Source organism: Peribacillus sp. AS_2, assembly GCF_026891895.1.
GTDB classification, from domain to species: Bacteria; Bacillota; Bacilli; order Bacillales; family DSM-1321; genus Peribacillus; species Peribacillus frigoritolerans.
In genome coordinates this window covers 50,080-69,439 of sequence record NZ_JAPTGA010000006.1, presented here as the reverse complement: position 1 = coordinate 69,439, position 19,360 = coordinate 50,080, and the positions used below count along the sequence as shown (strand labels likewise).

General features: G+C 41.2%; 19 protein-coding genes and 1 riboswitch. Of the genes, 9 read left to right on the top strand and 10 right to left on the bottom strand.

Annotated features, from left to right (window positions below):
* Window positions 1-17 precede the first annotated feature (17 nt).
* Both OTG27_RS12440 and OTG27_RS12435 read left to right on the top strand, forming a co-directional pair.
* Window positions 18-995: a bile acid:sodium symporter family protein gene (locus OTG27_RS12440; RefSeq protein WP_268937101.1), complete on the top strand. Its 978-nt coding sequence runs from the start codon at window positions 18-20 to the stop codon at window positions 993-995.
* 271 nt (window positions 996-1,266) lie between these two features.
* Window positions 1,267-2,523: a DUF445 domain-containing protein gene (locus OTG27_RS12435; protein ID WP_268937100.1), complete on the top strand. Its 1,257-nt coding sequence runs from the start codon at window positions 1,267-1,269 to the stop codon at window positions 2,521-2,523.
* Window positions 2,524-2,719: 196 nt separating this feature from the next.
* On the opposite strand, the gene OTG27_RS12430 is transcribed toward OTG27_RS12435, so the two are convergent.
* From OTG27_RS12430 to OTG27_RS12400, 7 genes are all read right to left on the bottom strand, one after another.
* The gene (locus OTG27_RS12430) at window positions 2,720-2,911 is read right to left on the bottom strand and encodes a hypothetical protein (protein ID WP_268937099.1); all 192 of its coding nucleotides are present in this window, start codon (window positions 2,909-2,911) and stop codon (window positions 2,720-2,722) included.
* A 211-nt stretch (window positions 2,912-3,122) separates the two neighbouring features.
* Window positions 3,123-3,392: a hypothetical protein gene (locus tag OTG27_RS12425; protein WP_268937230.1), complete on the bottom strand. Its 270-nt coding sequence runs from the start codon at window positions 3,390-3,392 to the stop codon at window positions 3,123-3,125.
* Between the two features lie 326 nt (window positions 3,393-3,718).
* Window positions 3,719-4,189: a hypothetical protein gene (locus OTG27_RS12420; protein ID WP_268937098.1), complete on the bottom strand. Its 471-nt coding sequence runs from the start codon at window positions 4,187-4,189 to the stop codon at window positions 3,719-3,721.
* Window positions 4,190-4,201: 12 nt separating this feature from the next.
* A complete protein-coding gene (locus OTG27_RS12415) occupies window positions 4,202-6,094 on the bottom strand; it encodes a ribonuclease YeeF family protein (RefSeq protein ID WP_268937097.1) in 1,893 nt (630 codons plus the stop codon).
* Window positions 6,091-6,378, bottom strand: a complete 288-nt coding sequence (locus tag OTG27_RS12410) for a YwqI/YxiC family protein (RefSeq protein ID WP_034306007.1) — start codon at window positions 6,376-6,378, stop codon at window positions 6,091-6,093. Before OTG27_RS12410 ends, OTG27_RS12415 begins: the two co-directional genes overlap by 4 nt.
* The gene (locus OTG27_RS12405) at window positions 6,378-6,824 is read right to left on the bottom strand and encodes a YwqH-like family protein (protein WP_268937096.1); all 447 of its coding nucleotides are present in this window, start codon (window positions 6,822-6,824) and stop codon (window positions 6,378-6,380) included. Before OTG27_RS12405 ends, OTG27_RS12410 begins: the two co-directional genes overlap by 1 nt.
* A gap of 214 nt (window positions 6,825-7,038) precedes the next feature.
* On the bottom strand, window positions 7,039-8,442 hold the full coding sequence (locus OTG27_RS12400; RefSeq protein WP_268937095.1) for a M28 family peptidase: 1,404 nt from the start codon (window positions 8,440-8,442) through the stop codon (window positions 7,039-7,041).
* 271 nt (window positions 8,443-8,713) lie between these two features.
* Between OTG27_RS12400 and OTG27_RS12395 the strand changes: the two genes are divergently transcribed.
* Genes OTG27_RS12395 through OTG27_RS12385 form a run of 3 tightly spaced genes read left to right on the top strand, consistent with a single transcriptional unit; the run spans window position 8,714 to window position 12,920 of the window.
* Entirely contained in the window at window positions 8,714-9,862 is a 1,149-nt protein-coding gene (locus OTG27_RS12395) for an iron-containing alcohol dehydrogenase (protein ID WP_098865703.1), read from the top strand.
* 12 nt (window positions 9,863-9,874) lie between these two features.
* On the top strand, window positions 9,875-11,488 hold the full coding sequence (locus OTG27_RS12390; RefSeq protein WP_268937094.1) for a sensor histidine kinase: 1,614 nt from the start codon (window positions 9,875-9,877) through the stop codon (window positions 11,486-11,488).
* 4 nt (window positions 11,489-11,492) lie between these two features.
* Window positions 11,493-12,920, top strand: a complete 1,428-nt coding sequence (locus tag OTG27_RS12385) for a sigma-54-dependent transcriptional regulator (protein WP_268937093.1) — start codon at window positions 11,493-11,495, stop codon at window positions 12,918-12,920.
* A gap of 42 nt (window positions 12,921-12,962) precedes the next feature.
* On the opposite strand, the gene adhP is transcribed toward OTG27_RS12385, so the two are convergent.
* The gene (gene adhP, locus OTG27_RS12380; RefSeq protein ID WP_268937229.1) at window positions 12,963-13,976 is read right to left on the bottom strand and encodes an alcohol dehydrogenase AdhP; all 1,014 of its coding nucleotides are present in this window, start codon (window positions 13,974-13,976) and stop codon (window positions 12,963-12,965) included.
* A 276-nt stretch (window positions 13,977-14,252) separates the two neighbouring features.
* Here adhP and OTG27_RS12375 point away from each other — a divergent pair, with 276 nt between their 5' ends.
* A complete protein-coding gene (locus OTG27_RS12375; RefSeq protein WP_063595344.1) occupies window positions 14,253-14,552 on the top strand; it encodes a DUF3892 domain-containing protein in 300 nt (99 codons plus the stop codon).
* Between the two features lie 83 nt (window positions 14,553-14,635).
* On the opposite strand, the gene OTG27_RS12370 is transcribed toward OTG27_RS12375, so the two are convergent.
* Both OTG27_RS12370 and OTG27_RS12365 read right to left on the bottom strand, forming a co-directional pair.
* Entirely contained in the window at window positions 14,636-15,448 is an 813-nt protein-coding gene (locus OTG27_RS12370) for a CBS domain-containing protein (RefSeq protein WP_057278518.1), read from the bottom strand.
* Between the two features lie 105 nt (window positions 15,449-15,553).
* Window positions 15,554-16,075: a YbaK/EbsC family protein gene (locus OTG27_RS12365; protein ID WP_268937092.1), complete on the bottom strand. Its 522-nt coding sequence runs from the start codon at window positions 16,073-16,075 to the stop codon at window positions 15,554-15,556.
* A 172-nt stretch (window positions 16,076-16,247) separates the two neighbouring features.
* Window positions 16,248-16,292: riboswitch (PreQ1 riboswitch) on the top strand.
* Between the two features lie 6 nt (window positions 16,293-16,298).
* On the opposite strand from OTG27_RS12365, the gene OTG27_RS12360 reads away from it, so the two are divergent.
* The 3 genes from OTG27_RS12360 (at window position 16,299) to OTG27_RS12350 (ending at window position 19,306) form a co-directional block, all read left to right on the top strand.
* Window positions 16,299-16,784 carry a QueT transporter family protein gene (locus OTG27_RS12360; RefSeq protein WP_034306030.1) on the top strand — a complete coding sequence of 162 codons (486 nt, stop codon included), beginning with the start codon at window positions 16,299-16,301 and terminating at the stop codon, window positions 16,782-16,784.
* A 123-nt stretch (window positions 16,785-16,907) separates the two neighbouring features.
* On the top strand, window positions 16,908-17,564 hold the full coding sequence (locus OTG27_RS12355) for a TVP38/TMEM64 family protein (protein WP_268937091.1): 657 nt from the start codon (window positions 16,908-16,910) through the stop codon (window positions 17,562-17,564).
* Between the two features lie 116 nt (window positions 17,565-17,680).
* Window positions 17,681-19,306 carry a PAS domain-containing sensor histidine kinase gene (locus OTG27_RS12350; RefSeq protein ID WP_057278515.1) on the top strand — a complete coding sequence of 542 codons (1,626 nt, stop codon included), beginning with the start codon at window positions 17,681-17,683 and terminating at the stop codon, window positions 19,304-19,306.
* Window positions 19,307-19,360: the final 54 nt, after the last annotated feature.

Here is a 19,360-nt window from a genome sequence, read left to right as displayed (position 1 = left end):
ACATCTAGGAGGTCACTATGGGAGTAGTAGAGAAAATCAGCGGATTTGCTGGTAAAACGTTTACCTTATGGGTCATTTTATTTGCAGTTATTGCGTATATCTTACCTAATCAGTTTATATGGATTGGAGAATATATTGTTCCATTACTAGGAATTGTCATGTTTGGCATGGGACTTACATTATCAGCAGCGGATTTTAAAGAAGTATTCCGACGGCCGAAAGAGGTCGCACTAGGGGTAGCAGGTCATTTTATCATTATGCCCTTATTGGCATTCGGATTAGCAATAGGGTTCGATTTGCCCAAAGAAGTCGCTGTTGGTGTTATTTTGGTAGGATGTTGCCCTAGTGGAACGGCTTCGAATGTCATGGTGTTTCTTGCGAGAGGAAATGTTGCGCTTGCAGTTGCCATTGCTTCTGTTTCCACTATTCTAGCGCCTATCGTAACGCCCCTGCTTATTCTGCTCTTGGCAAGTAAATGGGTCAACATCAGTATTGGGTCATTATTCATTTCGATCATTCAAGTGGTGATTATCCCACTGATACTGGGATTTCTTGTTAAAAAGTTTTTCGGCAAACAGGCAGAGGCCGGTGCAAAGGCTTTACCTCTAGTATCTGTCATTTCCATCGTTCTGATCGTATCTGCCGTAGTAGCTGGCAGCCAAGATCAGCTGGCTAAAACAGGTTTGCTGATTTTTGCAGTAGTCGTTCTTCATAATGTTCTTGGTTTTTTACTCGGCTTCTTCTTTGCTCGTTTATGCGGGATGGATTTAGCTAAACAGAAAGCTGTTGCAATGGAGGTCGGTATGCAGAACTCTGGTTTAGGTGTAGCCATAGCAACAGCCCACTTCTCGCCTTTGGCCGCTGTTCCAAGTGCCATTTTCAGTGTTTGGCATAACATATCAGGTTCCGTTCTGGCCTATATCTTCAGTCTCATGAAAGATAAAAAAAATGTAGGCACCGATAAAAATAATTCGATAAAAACAGACGCATCATAATATGTTGGAGATGAACAAAAAAATGCTTTTCAGTAAATGCAAAAAAAAAGCCGATTGAGTGAATCGGCTTTTTTTTTTGCATTTATCATCAGAATATTGAACATTCAAGGGGAAATGACAATATTCAATGCCCAAAAATAATGAACTTACTGCCTTGTTGTGGTTATTTTTTTGTACTACCTGCTATACTACTAGATGAAAGTAAGTTATAAAATTTGCTAATGATTCGGGTTATAGTAATTGACTATCATTTTAAGGATGAGGGAATATAATGTCACCAAAAATAAAATCTTCAAGAAAAATAGCTAGATATTCACTAATTATCATGGGGGCGGGTTATATTGCAACCACTCCATTTCAAGGTACATTGCCTTTAGATTTATTACATGGAGGGTTTGAGGCTGGTTTAGTCGGCGGATTGGCAGATTGGTTTGCAGTCACTGCATTATTCCGCCATCCGCTTGGATTACCAATCCCCCATACAGCGCTTTTGCCCAACAATCGTAAAAGAATGACAAATGCACTTGTTTCGATGTTAAAAAACGACTGGCTTTCTAAGGAAAGCATTCAGGACAAAGTAAAACATATTCCTTTTACTGAAAAACTGATCCCTATTTTAGGAAAAGAGATTCAAAGTGATACTTTTAGAAAAGTCCTGATTAAACTGATCAAGCAAATGATTGGTTATATAGATATAGAAAAGATTACGCCTTTCGTTGCAAAAAAAATTAAAGCATCACTTTCTGGCATAGACATGAGCAAGATTCTACATTTAGTAAGTTCAGAGTTACTTAACGAAGAGTTTGATAAGAAGGCTTTGGATCATGTTTTGAAAAAAGCTGAAGATTGGTTAGGAAAAAAAGAAACCAGTCACCGACTTGGAACTGTTTCCATGGATGTACTCAGCAAGATTGAACTGGAAGGTATGCTTCAGTTCGCCGTTAAATCCATTCAAAGTCTACTTAACGAAGAGAAACTTGGGAATATAATCCAAAACCTGCTATTAAGTGTCGTAAATAATTTACAAAACGAGAAAGAACCAAATAGAGAGGCTTTAATCTTATATATCAGGAAAGAGATACAAGGCATTAACCATAACCGGGAACTGTTAGAAGGAGTTGAAAAATGGAAAAAACAACTTCTGACAAAATGGGAGCCTGAGGCGACAATAGAGGGAAGCCTAAAACAAATTCAACAAGAAGCATTGGATTTCGTCGAAGATGAACATTTCATGGATACTTACCTGACTCCAATGATTCATCATATACTGGACAATATTAAGGAAAATAGCACCCGCATCGATCAATGGATACAGAAACAAATTACTGTTCTCATTGAAAAAAATCATACGCAAATCGGCAATCTTGTACAAGAAAACTTAGATAAGTTAGACAACGAAACGCTGATTGATATGATGGAAAACGGTGTAGGAAAAGATTTACAATGGATTCGGGTGAACGGGGCGGTCTGCGGTTTTATCATAGGGCTTATCCTAACAGGTGCACAAGCTCTGCTTAAGCTATTATAATTCAGGCATAACGGCAGAATACTGTTGTTACCAAATCAACTGGTGCTGATTCGTTTTTCTGAAAATGAAGAGATAAACAAAAAGCCAGCCAAGGTTTTCATGAAACACCTCGGCTCGCTTTTCCTTTTTATCAATAAACTTAGATTACAGGTACATATATAAATCAAAGCCCCACTTAAAGCAGGGCTTCAATTAACTAAGGGTTGGATTGCTGATCACTAAGCCAGCCATCAATATGATCTAAATTAAAAATCAGCAAATTATCGATGGGTCTGAGATGGGGGATCTTTTTATTCAATATTAGATTATTGATTTCCTCTTCGGTAATTGGATAATTTACCGACTCAAGGTAAATCATCAAACTTTTTATACCATAGGCTTTCCTCATTTAATCACCTCCCACCAAATTCTCCTTATTCAACATAAAGAAAACTTAGTGCTAGATATTAAATGAAAGACCGCTTAACTCTTAATACCCACTTTTTGAAGAAATAATCGCTTTTACTTTATGTGGGCACTTTAAATCAGGAAATTAATCTAATGTATAGGGTTTCCTCTCCTCGATTATTTTCACTTCTTCTGCCTGCTATTCCTTACACTTACTTTTTGTTTAAGTCTAATACAAGATGCAATTCTTTATGTAAGTTTTCAGCTTTATGTAATTCTCCTAATAACGGATTTTGATAGTCATTATAACTATCCATATAAGCCCTTACGCCGCCAATAATAGTTAATTCTCTTATATCTTCATTATTTTCCATTACATCCAATGCATTCTTATATCTAATATATATAAGTTGAAAAACGCCGAAGTTAATATAGCATAAACTGAACTTTGGAAATAAAAAAACCCTATAAAGGACTTTTATAGGGTGAGTGATTTACATCAATCCCCCTACTCTTCTTTAATTGCTTTATCTGCACAAAAACTATGAAATTTCTCGATTAAATCATCAATATCTTCGATGATATGCATCTGTCTTATAACCCAGTAATAATCCTAGCTATAAAAAGGAACTTTTGATAGAGTCCGGCATCGATAGAACCGCCTTTTCCAAATTGAGATTATCAGCTTACCATTCCCCTATAATATTAGAAGACCTTAACAAAAATTTGTTAAGGTCTTCTTAAGTAGCTCAGTCTTTATATTCGTTTATTACAATGAATAAATAATTTCCAGCCCCAAAGCGCATAATTAATTATCCAACTTCATTATATAGTCTCTAACTTCTCCCCTTGGTATAACCTTCCTGCTTTCAGGTAAATCTTCAAATATTAATATTGGTTTTTTCACCTCAATAATCGACTCTATGTCGTCAAGAGGCACGTCCTTTTTAAAAACAAATTGCTCTTGCTTTTCGAATCCATAGCATTCTACATCATTACTATCCATACTAAATAATGAAATCTCATTTTCATCCAAGATATGCCCGCCCAATGAATAAGGACTAAACTCTTTCCCCTTATAAGTCACTAAAAAATCTAGCTCATAAGCAAAATTCACTTCTTCTATAGCTACCACCTTGATATATAGATTAGGATGTTTATTCCCCCCTAAATCAATAAGTTCTTGAAATCCTGGATCTGGTGTATTACTTCTCAGCCTTAACATGTCATTTCGAATATTCAAGTGATAATCCTTTTGTTTATATGTTGCATATTTCAAATTTTATTCACCTCATTTTCTAGGTATCCATTCCATAATATCTCCATCAAATATAAAACTCATTTGTTTTTCACCAGTAGTTGCATCCTTAATATCAAGTATGTCACCATCTTCAAATTGTCTAGGTGTATGATAATATTCTGGTAATACAACTTCTTTGCTGCCAGTAAACCCTCTACCTGTATATGGATAAGATTCAGGAGTTGGATCCCAATTCGGGATTGAAACTTTACTTGGGTCATTTAACCGATATTCAAACACACCATAAAATCTATCGGGTCCTCCAATAGATTGTGAAATTCCATCTACACCATTTGTAACTTTATAGGCCGTATTGTTATAATCCAATCTTGCTCCTTCATAATGATCATGTAAAGTCTTTAATTTTATAGAATCATCTTTAACTGCAGTAAAGCCTCTAACACCATTATAATCAGGATCATATAAGTATTTATAAATATCCCTTTGTGGAATAGTTTTAGCCATTATTGTCCCTATAGATGGAATGCCTATTTGATTCCTAATTGAAGCCACAATATCTTTTTCTGTTAAATTTAATACTCTATCGGGATGTAATAACTTTATAAAATCATCGACTTCATAGCCATTTTCATTTACTACCTTTTTTATACCATCACTTGTTTTTGAAATTACTTTTGTGGTAGATAAGCTATTCTTCAATTTAAACTTATGATCCACATACTTAGCCGCACCTGCCACACCGCCGATGCCAAGTGCCATTAACAGCCCGTTCTGGCGCTGTTCCTCGGTTAGCTGGTTGCCGAACATGTCTTTGCCTGTTGCCGCTTCACCGAGGCCGTTGGCTGCGAGGAGTCCGTATATTCCGTATTCGGTTTTCTGGAGGAGGCTAAAGCCTTTTGTCGTTTTATAGGCATCAAGCGCATGGTCCGCTGCATTGAGTCCTTTGGCCGTTTTGTAGATGGCGCTACCGCCTTTGATGGCCCGTCCGGCCCAGCCGACGACGGGGATGAATCCAGCGGCGGCCATGGCGCCGGCGGCGATTCGTTCGGCATCGGACAGCTTGCGGCCCGTTACTGGATCGACTCCGGTCGAGGCCCTGATTGAATCATAATATCCCGTGAATTCCCCTGTAAAGGTTTTTGTCGTATCCCAGGCCTTTTCGTACCATGGACGATTTTCGAGTTCTTCCATTTCCTGTTCGATTTTCCGGGCTTCTGCTTGTTCCTTTTTGAAGGTTTGATAGTCTTTCATCTGACCGGCGACTTCATCCTTCACTTGATAGACGTCACTGCTCTTGAATGCCGATTGGTTGAATGTCATCGGCGAAACGTGGCCGTCCTGTTTGGTGGCATCAAGCAAGGCACGGAAGAGGCCAACGGCCACGTTTTCCTGCCCGATGGACACATCATATTCCTCGACCAATTGCCGGTCGACATTCTCGACCTTTGTCACGGTGTCATCCAGCCTGTGTCCGGCCAGCGTGATTTTTTCATTAAAGTCCTTTTGGTTGAACATATCAAGAGGCAGGATATCGTCAATGCTATTAAGGATCCTTTGAAGGTCGTTCGCTTGTTGATCAACAAGCGACTTCGCTTGGTTGATGCCGTTTGAGACTTCGCCATCTAAAAAGGGGACCTCGACCACCGTATTTCCGGAGAGGTCCGCTTCTTCCAGATTGGCCGGTATGCCTTCCAAAAAACTGATCTGGGTCGTGAATAATTCCATCCAGGCGTCCGCCACCTCGATTTGTGCTTCATAGAAGCTTTTGATGGCGGTAGCACCGGCTCCCTGGAACTCGTCATCCAGGCCGACAATGCCCTGAAATTCCTTTTTCAGGGCTGTGACTTCCTTCTTTAGTTCTTCATATTGCTTGGCGCGCGACTTGGTTGCGGCCGTCAATGTCTCGGCTTCAAATATCTTCATCGCTGATACCCATGTGAAGACGTATGGGCGATGGCTTCATCCTGTTCTTTTAATAAGTCAATGTTAGCACGGGTATCTTCCACATTTTTCTGGACGATTTTGATATATTGCTCAAAGACCTTCTCCAGGTTCGTTTCGCGATCGATCCATTTCGAGGTGAATTCCAATTTATTGTTGCCAAGCTCGCCTGCCGGTAAATTTCCAAGCGTGACTGTACCAAGTGCCGTCTTCACTTGATCGACTTGCTTCGTTACGGCAGGATGATTCAGTTTGATTGTCGTCATTAAAACAACCACCCTTTTAAATATGATATTTTACTTTCCAATTGATCTATGACGGCTTCTCCTTTGCCTAAAAGAACATCCGCTTCATGTGCTATCGTACCTGCTGCACTCAGAGCCTTTTTCTCTATATTAAGCATCATAATTTTACCGTCGATTTTCTCTTGATAGTCATCATAATCATCATGAATGATCGTTGACATTGCCTTGTATGCATCACTGCGGGCATCTTGAAAGTCTTCTGCCCGGTTTCCCGTCCAGCTTTTTGCCAAGTCCGGGTTTTTAATTTTAGCTATTTCCCCAAGACAAGCATTCTGTTCTTCTTTGATTTGTCTTTTTGCCTGCTCCAAACGATTGATTTTTTCATTCACATCGGAAGTTTTACTGGAGAGGGCAGAGTGAATTTCACTCAATGAATTTGCATACACCAAAAAAATCACCTCAAACATACTATTCTCATTATGTAGACTGTCATATTTTTCATAATTTTTATTATAAGGATTATAGTCTTAGAGTTAAATAGGGATAAATAAGCTATTTATGCTACGGAATTAGGAGATTCAGCCCGCACGCTCCAATTCCAAATTAGACTTTTTACCCTCTCATTTCCATTTTTAAACATAAAGAAAGGGTGCAGGCTGCACCCTCTGAATATTTACTGCATTATTTAAATTCCTTTTCGCCAAATAAATGCGGAACTTTCACTTTTTTCCCTTTTTTATGATTGAAATCAGGTTTTTCAGCTTCGATTTTTGCTTGGTCATAGACAGCTGTGCCGACAATTTCAGCAACATCTTGAAGCTTTTCTTTTGAGATTTTATCAATGGTATCATCAGGAGTATGATACCAAGGTTCTGATGGACTGTGGATGAATAAAGCAGCGGGTATTCCAGCCTCAGCAAATGACACATGGTCACTTCTCCCGCCTTGTCCATATGGAGTCGGCTCACCATTCAGTCTTGTACTTGATGCCTGGGCCAGCTCGGTTACAAGGTTCATTTCTCCATCATTAGTCAAAATGACCAAATCTCCGGCATCCCTGCTTCCCACCATATCCAGATTGAAGTTGGCAATGGTCCGCTTGATATCATCATCAGGGAGATTGTCCACATAATGCTGCGAACCCAACAATCCATTTTCCTCTGCCCCAAAGGTGACGAAGCGAATTTCCGTATCTGTAGGAAGATTCTTCAGAACACGGGCAAGTTCAAGGGTGACGGATGTTCCAGATGCATCATCATTCGCTCCGGGTGCCCCCGCGACGGAATCATGATGTCCGGTAATATAAATGATATCGCTCTTTTTTGCTTTATTGTTCTTTGTTGCTTTTTTCGTTGCCACTACATTATAAGAGGTTTTTTCTCCTGAATGGGCTCCTTCAATTTTTAATGATGCTGTCAATTTGACTCCATCATTCAATTTTTCCAAAAGGGCTTCTCCATCCTTTTTGGTGATCGTGACGGATGGAATATACTTGTCATTATCCTCTCCGAGTGTCCCGTTTAATTCCCCATCTGCATTATTGAATAGGATGACTCCCGTTGCCCCTTTTTCCGCTGCATTCAATACTTTCTCTGCAAAAGTGAGGTTCCCTCTTTGTATAAGGGCAATCTTCCCTGCAACATCGGTTTCCTCAAGCTCTTCTTTTGTTCCTAAACCGGCATATACCACTTCACCGGATAGGTCCCCATTAACTGAATAGGTTAAATGGTTTGCTTGTATTTCCCCATCGAATCCGGCAATGGACAGCTCGACCAGATTTGGGTCTGTATAAGATAAAAAACTGAACTCTTCGATATCTGCTTTATAGCCATAAGATTGGAATTGCTTTTTGATGAATTGGACTGCTTTATACTCAGATTCCGTACCGGCCACCCGAGGTGTTTGTGAGAGGTATTCAATATTCTTGTAGATTTTATCGGCATCGATTCTTTTAATGACTTGCTTGTCCGTGGATGGCTCAGATATCACCGGCGATGAAAGCGGCGCTGCTAAAGCGGTGGTTGTCCCGGCTGTACCGAGTGTCAATGCTGTGATTAATGTTAACGACAGAAATTGTTTTTTCATGGAATGCCTCCCAGTTTAATAGTTTCTACCACAATTTTACAATATATAGAAATTACTAACTAGGTAGGTTTATCCCTATTCATGCATGTCTAAAGTACCGAAATTACAAATACAAGAAATTACCAAACTATTTGACCTGCATCAAAAGACCTTATCCATTCGATATTTTGTCATATTATATAAAAATACCTGTAATCCAAACAGGATTTTCGCACTTTTTCGGGAAAATAATACAGAAGATATTGAATTTTTACAGGGAGAAGGCGCAAAGATGTCGATAACTAAATTCGTGATGCCGGAAGTGATTTTCGGTAAAGGCTCGATTGAACAAGCTGGCGAGGCCTGCTTGCGGCTGGGTGCCAAAAAAGCGCTGATCGTAAGCGACTCCGGGGTGGCCAATGCTGGCTGGTTGGATAAAGTCATTGAATCCTGCCAAGATGCAGGCCTTGCTTTTGCTACATTCATTGAAATGACAACCAATCCGAAGGACAGGGAGATCGAAGCCGGCTGTTTGACATTTAAAGAACAAGAATGTGATGCCATCATCGGTTTGGGCGGAGGCAGTGCTTTGGATGTTGCCAAAGGGGTAGCCCTTTTAGTAACGAATGGCGGCATCATCAGTGATTATGAAGGTGTTGATAAAGTCCACTCTCCCCTCCCTCCCATGGTGATGATCATGACCACTGCAGGATCGGGTTCGGAAGTATCCCAGTTTTCGGTGATCGTCGATTCATTCCGCGAGAAAAAAATGACGATCATTTCAAAATCACTCGTACCCGATATTGCAATAGTCGATCCTGCTACCTTAACCACCTTGGGACCCGATTTGACCGCAGCTACCGGAATGGATGTGTTAACCCACGCCATTGAAGCCTATGTTTCAATCGCTGCGACACCTTTGACCGATGTACAAGCTAAAAACGCGCTTTCGATTGTTTCCCGCCACTTACGCCCCTCTGTTGCATCCAGGCATAATGAGGAAGCAAAAAAAGCGATGGCGATGGCGAGCCTGCAGGCTGGACTGGCTTTTTCGAATGCCATTTTGGGAGCTGCTCATGCCATTTCACATGCCATAGGCGGCAAGTACCTCCTTCCGCATGGTGAAATCAATGCGATACTCCTTCCCCATGTCATGGATTTCAATCGAATTGCCTCACCAAGGCGATTCAGCGAGATTGCAAACATCATGGGCATCGATACACGGGCATTGACGGAGCAGCAAGCAGGAATGGCTGCCATTCACTTCGTAAGGGAATTATCCCGGGATATAGGGGCTCCCAAGAGTTTAAGTGATGTCGGCATTACGAAAGAAATGATAGATCCCATAGGGATGACCGCTCTTGAGGATGCCTGCATGATCACAAACCCCCGTGATATGTCATTAGAACAGATTAATCAGCTGCTTCTTACAGCCCTATAAGAGGTGAAAAGCATGAACAAACATGAATTGATAGATTTAATGACAGGCGTTAAATCTTCAAAAAAAACGTATTACACGGAACTTAAGAAAACCGTGGATCAGCTGAAGAAGAAGAATATGCAGCTTGAAATCATGAATGACATCACAAAAAATATGAATATGGAAATCGACATCCAAGAGATTCTCCGAAATGTTATTGAAAAACTTAAGCAGCTCATCACCTTCGACGACAGTCATTTTGTCATATTGTATGAGGAAGAACCTGCCCTGCTTCACATCTGCCCTAATGGTCACTGCGATCTTGAAATGGATCCCAAAAACCTGTTACACCCTTTTCAGGAATTCTCATCGGCCTTGAAAGAAAAGCAGCCGATTCAGGTGGAAGTTAACCAGTTACCGGACTTCCCAGAAAAGGATCGTCTATTATCCCTTGAGATCGAATCACTTCTATTAGTCCCTTTATACGGAAAAAGTAAAAAAATCGGAATTTGGACTTTCGGCAGGAAGAAAAAGAAAACATGGCAGGAAGATGAACTAGAATTTCTTGAGCAACTATCCAATCAGCTTGCGTTAACTTTGGAGAATGCCCAGCTTTATAAGGAAGTTCTACATTCCAAACAGGAGTGGGAGGATACATTCAAGGCAGTTGAAGATATGATCATCGTCTTCGATCACAAAGGAACGGTCTATCAATCCAATGATTCAGCCAGGGGCTTTTCCAACTTGGTTCCTTTAATTGAAAAATCGCAAAATCTGATTCAAGATACCTTTTCATTTAATAAGCCAGGGTTTCAGGAAATACTCCTTCCGCATGATACCATCTTGGAAATGCATGCTTACCCGATTCAGAATAAGGAGCATCAAGTATATGGGGTCATTGCTTATTATAAAAATGTCACCGAAAGAAGACAGATGGAAGTCCAGCTATTACATGCCGGTAAACTTGGGGCGATTGGTGAAATGGCAGCTGGGATTGCCCATGAGTTGAATAGCCCATTAACGGCCATTCTTGGTAACTCGCAACTTTTATTACGGAAAACCCCACAGGACAATCCGGATTATATACTATTGGACGACATTAAGATTTGCGGGGACCGATGCAGGCAAATCGTGAAAAGCCTGCTTACCTTTTCTAGGCAGGATGAGTATAGGTTCCACTATTACTCTATTAACGAGGCCATTCACCAGGTTCTGAACCTATTGAAGTTCCAACTTGGGAAGAAGCAAATCTCCCTCCATCTTAGCCTTCAGGAAGACCTTCCTTTCATAAAGGGCAGCCAGCCGCAGATCGAACAGATCATCATCAACTTGCTATTGAATGCCAAGGACGCATTGGATGAGTCTGCGCAAACGGAAAAATCGATTTCGATCGCTACCTATTCAGAAAACAAGTTCATGGTGGTTCAGGTGACTGATAACGGAATGGGGATTGAACAAGAACGCCTTCCCTTCATATTCCATCCCTTTCATACGACTAAAGACCGTGAAAAGGGAACAGGTTTGGGGCTGTCTGTAAGCCTTGGCATCGCCAAGGACCATGGCGGAAAGATCGACGTTTTGAGCACACCAGGACATGGAAGCACTTTTTTTCTGAGGCTTCCTATACAAGGAGAGGAAAGGGGATGATAAGGTGATTCATTTACTTGTGGTAGACGATGAGAAAGAGGTTGGGACTTTTCTATCCCGCCTTTTTACGATGAAAGGTTACCTCGTACAAGTTGCGAATAGCGGGAAGGAGTTTCATGAAATCGACTGGAATCAGCAGCGTTTTGATGTCGCAATGATAGATTTGAAGCTTCCGGATTGCGATGGACTTTCCCTCCTGCAGCATCTAAAACGACTTCAGCCGCGTTGCAAGGTACTGATCATGACCGGATACAGCACCGTCAAGACCGCTGTTGATGCCATGAAACTCGGCGCGAGTGATTACATGGAAAAACCCTTCGTGGATATTGAAGTACTGGAAAGGCAGATTGACAACCTATTGAATGAAAATGAAGCTTTGAACCAGCATTTCATCCATAAGCTTGCCGAGGATTCAGGACTCATTGTCGGTGAAAGTCCTTTAATGAAGAATTTGATTGAAACGGCCTTCAAGGTTGCCCAAAAATCCGTCAATGTATTAATCGAAGGAGAAACCGGAAGCGGGAAAGAAGTGCTTTCACGCTTCATCCACATAGCCAGCCCCCGAAACCATGAACCTTTTATCGGCATCAATTGCGGAGCGATCTCTGAATCCCTGCTTGAAAGCGAATTATTCGGTCATGAAAAGGGCGCTTTCACCGGAGCTACCCAGCTGCGAAAGGGTTTTTTCGAAATTGCTGGGAACGGGACGCTTTTCCTTGATGAAATTGCGGATGCTAGTCCGGCCATTCAAGTCAAATTGCTTCGGGTTTTGGAAACGCGGGAATTCATGCGGGTTGGCAGCAGCGTGACATTACGGACGAACGCCCGGTTAGTGGCGGCCTCCAATGAAAATCTGCAAAAGGCAGTGGACAAGAATAAATTTCGGGAAGACCTATTTTACCGACTGAACGTCGTGACTCTGGATATCCCGCCATTAAGGAGCCGAAAAGAGGATATTCCGTTGCTTGTCCGACACTTGGTTGAGAGAAATGGTCATGGAGATATCTCATTTTCCAATGAAGCCATTGAAAAATTACAGCAATACAACTGGCCAGGCAACATACGCGAACTATCTAATGTGGTCTTGCGCACGCTAACTCTTGCAGACAATAAGTCAGTAATAACCGCCAATGATATCTCACTATCCAACAGCCAGATCACAACTGACAAAAATGTGTCACCTGAGATACAGTCAACAGAAAACCTTCTTGAAGAGTGGCGAAAAAGGCTGGTGGCTGATTTTAATGAGAAGGATGAACTGATGCTTGAAGAAATCCTTACGGAAATCAAACAGCTTCAATCAACAATTGGAAAGGAGCTCGTCATGCAGGCACTGCAAAAAACCTACGGCAACCGGAATGAAGCTGCCAAACGCTTGCAAATATCCATAAGGAAATTGCGCTATATATTAAATGAGAAGAGCCAGACATAATAAAAAGGAGGATGCCCCGTTCCAGGGCTTCCTCCTCTGTTCCTATTCTAGCGTCAAAACGATGCGGCCGTTGATTTCTCCGTTTTCCATCATTGAAAACACGTCATTGATTTCATCAAGCTTTCTTGTTTCAATATTCGTTCTGACTTTACCCTCAGCCGCAAATTGAACAGCTTCCTGTAAATCTTTTCTCGTCCCGACGATGGACCCTTTTACAGTCACCCCATTTAACACTGTATCAAAAATCGGGATTGGAAGTTCATCATTCGGCAATCCGACTACGACAAGTGTGCCGCCTCTCTTGACTGAACTGTAAGCCTGTTCGAATGCTTTTTTCGTAACCGCCACAGAAATGGATGCCTGCACACCGCCAACCTTATCCTTAATGGCCTGTACAGGATCAGTCTTAAGCCCATTAACCGTGTAATCCGCCCCAAGTTCCGTTGCCAGATCAAGCTTATCATCTTGAATATCGACAGCAATGACATTAAAGCCCATCGCTTTTGCGTATTGCAGGGCAACATGTCCCAATCCGCCAATTCCATAAATCGCTACCCAATCGCCAGGTTTTGCTTCTGATACCTTAAGCGCCTTATAAGTCGTTACACCTGCACAGAAAATCGGTGATACCTCCGCAAAGTCAAGCCCTTCAGGAACCTTCACCACATACTTTGCTGATGCTTTACAATACTCCGCATACCCGCCGTCCACGGAATAGCCTGCATTCAATTGATCCAGGCAAAGCGTTTCCCTGCCGGTCAGACAATATTCACAATCGCCGCAGGCCGAATAAAGCCAAGGGATCCCAACACGGTCACCCACTTTCAAGGAAGTTACGCCTTCCGCCACCTTTTCTATAATGCCCACACCCTCATGTCCCGGGATAAGCGGAAGCTTGGGTTTTACCGGCCAATCACCATGTGCAGCATGTAAATCGGTATGACACACGCCACAGGCTTTAATTTTCACTAATATCTCACCATATTCCAATTCCGGAATCGGTACTTCCTTAATTTCAAGTTTTTGGTTAAACTCATTGACGACCGCCGCTTTCATTGTCTTGACCTGTTGTTTTGCATTTACAGTGCTTGCCCCTTGTTTTACATTCATGATTACTATTCCTCCCTTAATCTAGTGAATATTATTTCTCGTTACTACTTATACAAGATGCAAGTGCCATGCCACTGCAAAAAGGCCAAGACGACAGCATTCACAAAAAAAAGTGCCGAAAGATCGGCCCATTTGGACGAATTAACGGCTCAAGTTGGACGAAATCCGGTTTGTATATTGCAAGAAAAATGGTTCACCCTATAAATAGGAGGTGTCTAAACCATGGACCAATTTGAAGAAGCCTATGAGTCATATAAACAGCAGGGAACACCGCAAGCAAACCAAAGTGATTCAGCAGCAGGAAAAGAAGAAATCATCGCCGTAAGGAAAAATGAAGAGGACAATATTATCGCCATCAAAACGAACTCCGGCCGCGAACTCGACTACCCAACAGCCCTTGCGGAAGCCAAAGCTGGCAACCTGGCCAACGTTGACGTCTTTCATAAATATGGACGTGACATATTACGGAGTGAGCCCGATGGGATAAAAGAAAATAACCTGGATCAACTGCCGGAGTTTTGAATTTTTCGGGGAGACTGCCTGATACGGGCAGTTTTTTTCTATCTGGATGCGCAAAAAAAAGAACCAGCATGATTAGCCGGATCTTATTTTTCATAAGGATAGGATTCAGAGATTTCGAGCAGTCGGCCGCAGGACTCGACAACCTCGATAATTTCCATCCATGACATGTCCAGACCCAGTTCATTAGCATGGGAAATCTTATCCCGTAATTTTCGGATGGCATTCGCATCCTTCTTCCCTTTACTTTTCGAAGGAATTTGGAAGAAGTGCCTCAATTCTTTATCTTTATGTATAATATCGAATTTATCACTGATTTGCAGGCACTCTATTATATTGATATCCTCATTTTTATCGATTCTCCTTTTATATAATTCGGTTGCCTTTTCTAAACGGTCTTCGCTGATCATTGGATACCAGCTGCCATCGCCGAATCTATCAAGGATGATATCGCTCATCCTCATTTCCAATAAGGTAATATATCCAAATATCAGCATCCTGATCGGAGGCTTTTGGAGGTCGGCATGGGTAATCAACATTTTAATTGAATTATTCTCTAATACGAACACCCTTGTTTTATTCTTAAAAATATGGAGAAGCTGGATCAAAGGGGTGGAATTCGAAACCATTTCCCTTGGTGAGAAGTTTCTCATATATTCAGAAATACTTCCCTCACCTAGTTCTTGCCTTTCGATATATCCGATGATTTCCCCTTGATCTTGGACTGCCAATATATCAAAATTCTTTTTTTTCATTGCTTTCTGGATATCCAGCGCCAGATCGTTTTTATGGCAAAACTCAAGTTCCTGGGCAATGCTCTTAACCGTTATATTTTCTTCATAAAGAGTTTTAAGACTCAGATAGCTGCTATTGCTTTTTCTTTCGCTTCCATTTAACATCTTTCAACCTCCGATCAGGAACACTTTCTGCCCGTTTTCCGCTTTAATAATAGAAATGAATGCGGCCCCAAATAAAGTTCACTTTAGTGGACTCCATCCCATTCATCAAATGCCATCAACTGCATTTCCTGCCGCCGTTTCCACATTCCCCTTTTCTTCCCACCCCTTACAAACATCCACCCAATCCTTGGCACCTGAATATTCAAATAATTCAGCGAGCGTAAGTTCTATTGCAGAGTTTGAACTGCCGCAAGCCGGAAACAATGACTCGAAGCGCTTCATCGATACATCAAGAAAAACAGCTAAATCGTTTGCCAGGCCAAACGGGCAAACGCCTCCGATTGCATGGCCGGTCTGTGCAAGCACTTCATCAGGTGAAAGCATTCGTGCCTTGAAACCGAACGTCTGACGAAATTTCTTATTTTCCACTTTCGCGTCCCCTGCGGCAACAACCAAAATCGCGTGTTCACCTTCCCCTTTAAAGGAAAGGGTCTTGGCAATCCGCGCTGGGATAACACCGATGGTTTCCGCTGCCTCAATCACCGTGGCACTAGATGTTTCAAACTCCTTTACGTCGCCTTCCCGATTCCATTGTTTAAAATGGCTTTTGACACTTTCGATCGACATATCAATATTCACTCCTTTTTATGTACATATTGAAATAATATCATCCTTCATTGCAATAATTCAAAATTCAATTGTGCTGCTTCATCTGGATGGAAACCTATAAATTAAAACCATTCTTTACAAATTGACGAAACAAGCTTACATGGGCTACTATTAAACATCGGGTAAACGCCTGCACGTGGTTCGTAACCATCCCACGATAAAAAACTAGGGAGAGAGTAAAATGAATGTTCGTACACTCGTGATAAACGGGTTATTGGCTGCCTTGTATGTGGCGGTCTCATTGGTGTTTAAACCAATAGCTTTTGAGATGTTCCAATTCCGTGTACCGGAAATGTTGAATCATCTGATTGTATTCAATAAAAAGTATATCTACGGTATCGTTGGAGGAGTCTTCATATCGAATCTGCTCTTTTCGCCGATGGTGCCATATGATTTGATTTTTGGGGTGGGCCAATCCCTGCTCGCCTTATTGCTTGTCATTTATGTGTCTCGTTTCATAAAAGGCATTAAAGGACGTATGGTCGCTACGATTATCTTTTTCACGTTCACAATGTTTTTAATTGCAATTGAACTGAACCTTGCCTTTGGCTTGCCATTCTGGCTAAGCTGGATGACTACAGCTGTCGGTGAGTTCGTTGTCCTTTTGATTGGAGCGCCAATCATTTATGGAATGAACAAAAGAATTCAGTTTGAAAAGTGGCTTTAAAAGGAATCTCCGGGCCGTTAAGCCACTATAATGGAAAAGAGCTGTCTGCATGATGCGGCAGCTCTTTTTTTTCACCATTGAACTCGAAAATGATAAACTATTAGTAAGAATGGTGGTGGCCCTTTGAAAAAAGTCCTGACCATAATCGGTCTACTTGTAATCGCAATTTTTATATACTCTAATGCAGAACTGTTCACTTTGGTTTGGAAAAGTGATTTGGATTCTGTTATTGGCATATTGAAGGAAAATCTTTTGCTTACATTTATTGTGACATTCGTATTGATGTTTGTACAAAATTCTTTTACAATCATCCCCTTAATTTTGCTCCTAACCATCAACGTCACGATATTCGGATTCATATATGGCTATCTATGGAGTTGGTTTACAAGTGTTGTTGCCTCAGGATTCATTTTTTATGCAGCAAGAAACTGGTTTCAGGAGCTTCTTTTAAAGAAGATTGGTGAAAAGTGGCAAGAATCTGTAGTGGATCATGGCTTCATGTACGTGTTTACAGGCAGGATTTTCCCGCTTATCCCCACAAGCTTAATTAACTTGGCAGCCGGAGTCAGCACCGTCACTTTCAAAGACTTTTTATTGGCGACGGCACTTGGCAACCTTATATACTTTTTTTTCCTATCACTGATTCCCTATGGACTGCTATCTGTTGAAATGAACCAATATACGCTAGCTGCTCTTGCACTCCTCTTCTTACTATTCTTCATGATCTATAAGCGTGCAAAAAAGAAGAAGAAACTAACCCTCTTCAGAAAAAACAGGTGACCACATTGGCCCCTGTTTTTTTATTTAGAGATTCTGCATATATTTTTTTCCGATAGTTTGTTAAAATGTGTATGTATTTTTACCTTTGAAATGTCTTAAAAACAGGGAGAATCTCCATGTCCAAACGCTCCATCTTAGCAATATATATCCTATCCGGGATTCTTACATTAGTCGTTTTCGACTATTTTTTAACTACAAATATCCATAATAAAGAGGTCTTCATTCAACTCCAAAGGGCGGAAGGCATTGTTTTCCTTTTATCAATAGGCTTAATTCTATATCTTTATTTAGCTAAAAAGGAAGAATTCAAACGATTAAAAGAGGCGGAACAACGTCGGCGCACACTCATCAATTCAATGGTGGATTTCGTTAATTTCAAGGATGGGGATGGCCGATGGCTTGAATCCAATACCTTCGGGCTGCAATTATTTCAATTGGAGCATGTAGATTATAAGGGAAAAAGAGACAGTGAGCTCGCAGAATACACCGAATTTTATAAAGAATCGTTGATCTACTGTGAAATTTCCGATGAAGAAACGTGGGTAAAGGGGGAAATTACTAGGTGCGAGGAAATCATCCCTCTTCCCGATGGCAATCACAAGACCTTTGATACGATTAAAGTTCCCCTGTTCAATGAAGATGGTTCACGTAAAGGCTTAGTCGTCATTGGCAGGGATATATCTGAAAGAGTTGTCGCGGAGAATCAATTATTTGATAGCGAACAACGCTATAAATCATTGTTTGAGCACAACCCTTATCCGATGCTGATGCTTGATTTAAATGGAATGATCACGACCGTGAATCCAAGGTTTGAAACGGTAACAGGCTTTCAACAAGAAGAAATACATGGCGCTTCATTCATTAATTTGAATTTTTCAGCAGAAGACGCGGAATTGATCCGTACATCATGCCAATATGTCATGGAAAACCAAAAGGGGATCAAAAAAGGGAAAGATATAGAATTCCTGACGAAGTACGGGAAGTCCATCTTACTTTCTTGTACGTTTGTCCCGATGATGGTTGGCGAGGATTTAGTCGGAATCATTACTTATGCTAAAGAAGTCACTCAAATTCGAGAAACCGAAGCACGCTTAAGAAGAACCGAAAAATTATCGATAGTCGGCGAACTTGCCGCAAGTGTAGCCCACGAGGTACGAAATCCGCTGACTTCTTTAAAAGGTTTCGTCCAACTGCTTAAAAAGAGCGACCATCCCTTTGAACAATACTACACGATCATGTTAAGTGAATTGGACCGGATCAATCTTATTGTAAGCGAGTTACTCGTTCTGGCAAAACCACAGGAACTTCCATTCAGCAAACATCAAATCATCGACCTGATGAACGATGTCAAAACCTTGTTGAAACCAGAGGCGGACTCGTACCCAACCAAAATATCAATATCTGTCAAAAATGAAATACCGCTTCTATTATGTGAGGGAAACCAATTAAAACAAGTTTTCATAAACATGCTCAAGAATTCCATGGAGGCATCCGCCGACCACATTTGGATTGATTTTGAACGAATGAACAATAACCTTTCCATCACCATCAAAGATAACGGTAGCGGAATAGAAAAAAACCGCATAAAACATCTTGGAGAGCCTTTCTATTCTTCAAAAGAAAAAGGAACCGGATTAGGACTGACAGTCAGTTGCCGAATCATTGAGGCGCATCGGGGAAAGGTCCGGTTTAACAGTGAACTGAACCAAGGAACCGAGGTCCAAATCATTTTGCCCATATAAATATGAACTCTTCGAGGACAAGCCTGAACCTTGTCCTTTTTTTGCAGGATTCAA

Bases quoted from the DNA above. Each gene is read 5' to 3' on its own strand.
- OTG27_RS12350 (WP_057278515.1), top strand. From the start codon at position 17,681: ATGTCCAAACGCTCCATCTTAGCAATATATATCCTATCCGGGATTCTT.
- OTG27_RS12375 (WP_063595344.1), top strand. From the start codon at position 14,253: ATGGACCAATTTGAAGAAGCCTATGAGTCATATAAACAGCAGGGAACA.
- OTG27_RS12415 (WP_268937097.1), bottom strand. From the start codon at position 6,094: ATGAAGATATTTGAAGCCGAGACATTGACGGCCGCAACCAAGTCGCGC.
- OTG27_RS12405 (WP_268937096.1), bottom strand. From the start codon at position 6,824: ATGTTTGAGGTGATTTTTTTGGTGTATGCAAATTCATTGAGTGAAATT.
- OTG27_RS12370 (WP_057278518.1), bottom strand. From the start codon at position 15,448: ATGTTAAATGGAAGCGAAAGAAAAAGCAATAGCAGCTATCTGAGTCTT.
- adhP (WP_268937229.1), bottom strand. From the start codon at position 13,976: ATGAAAGCGGCGGTCGTCAATGAGTTTAACCAAAAACTTGAAATTAAG.
- OTG27_RS12440 (WP_268937101.1), top strand. From the start codon at position 18: ATGGGAGTAGTAGAGAAAATCAGCGGATTTGCTGGTAAAACGTTTACC.
- OTG27_RS12435 (WP_268937100.1), top strand. From the start codon at position 1,267: ATGTCACCAAAAATAAAATCTTCAAGAAAAATAGCTAGATATTCACTA.
- OTG27_RS12360 (WP_034306030.1), top strand. From the start codon at position 16,299: ATGAATGTTCGTACACTCGTGATAAACGGGTTATTGGCTGCCTTGTAT.
- OTG27_RS12400 (WP_268937095.1), bottom strand. From the start codon at position 8,442: ATGAAAAAACAATTTCTGTCGTTAACATTAATCACAGCATTGACACTC.
- OTG27_RS12410 (WP_034306007.1), bottom strand. From the start codon at position 6,378: ATGACGACAATCAAACTGAATCATCCTGCCGTAACGAAGCAAGTCGAT.
- OTG27_RS12395 (WP_098865703.1), top strand. From the start codon at position 8,714: ATGTCGATAACTAAATTCGTGATGCCGGAAGTGATTTTCGGTAAAGGC.
- OTG27_RS12430 (WP_268937099.1), bottom strand. From the start codon at position 2,911: ATGAGGAAAGCCTATGGTATAAAAAGTTTGATGATTTACCTTGAGTCG.
- OTG27_RS12365 (WP_268937092.1), bottom strand. From the start codon at position 16,075: ATGTCGATCGAAAGTGTCAAAAGCCATTTTAAACAATGGAATCGGGAA.
- OTG27_RS12390 (WP_268937094.1), top strand. From the start codon at position 9,875: ATGAACAAACATGAATTGATAGATTTAATGACAGGCGTTAAATCTTCA.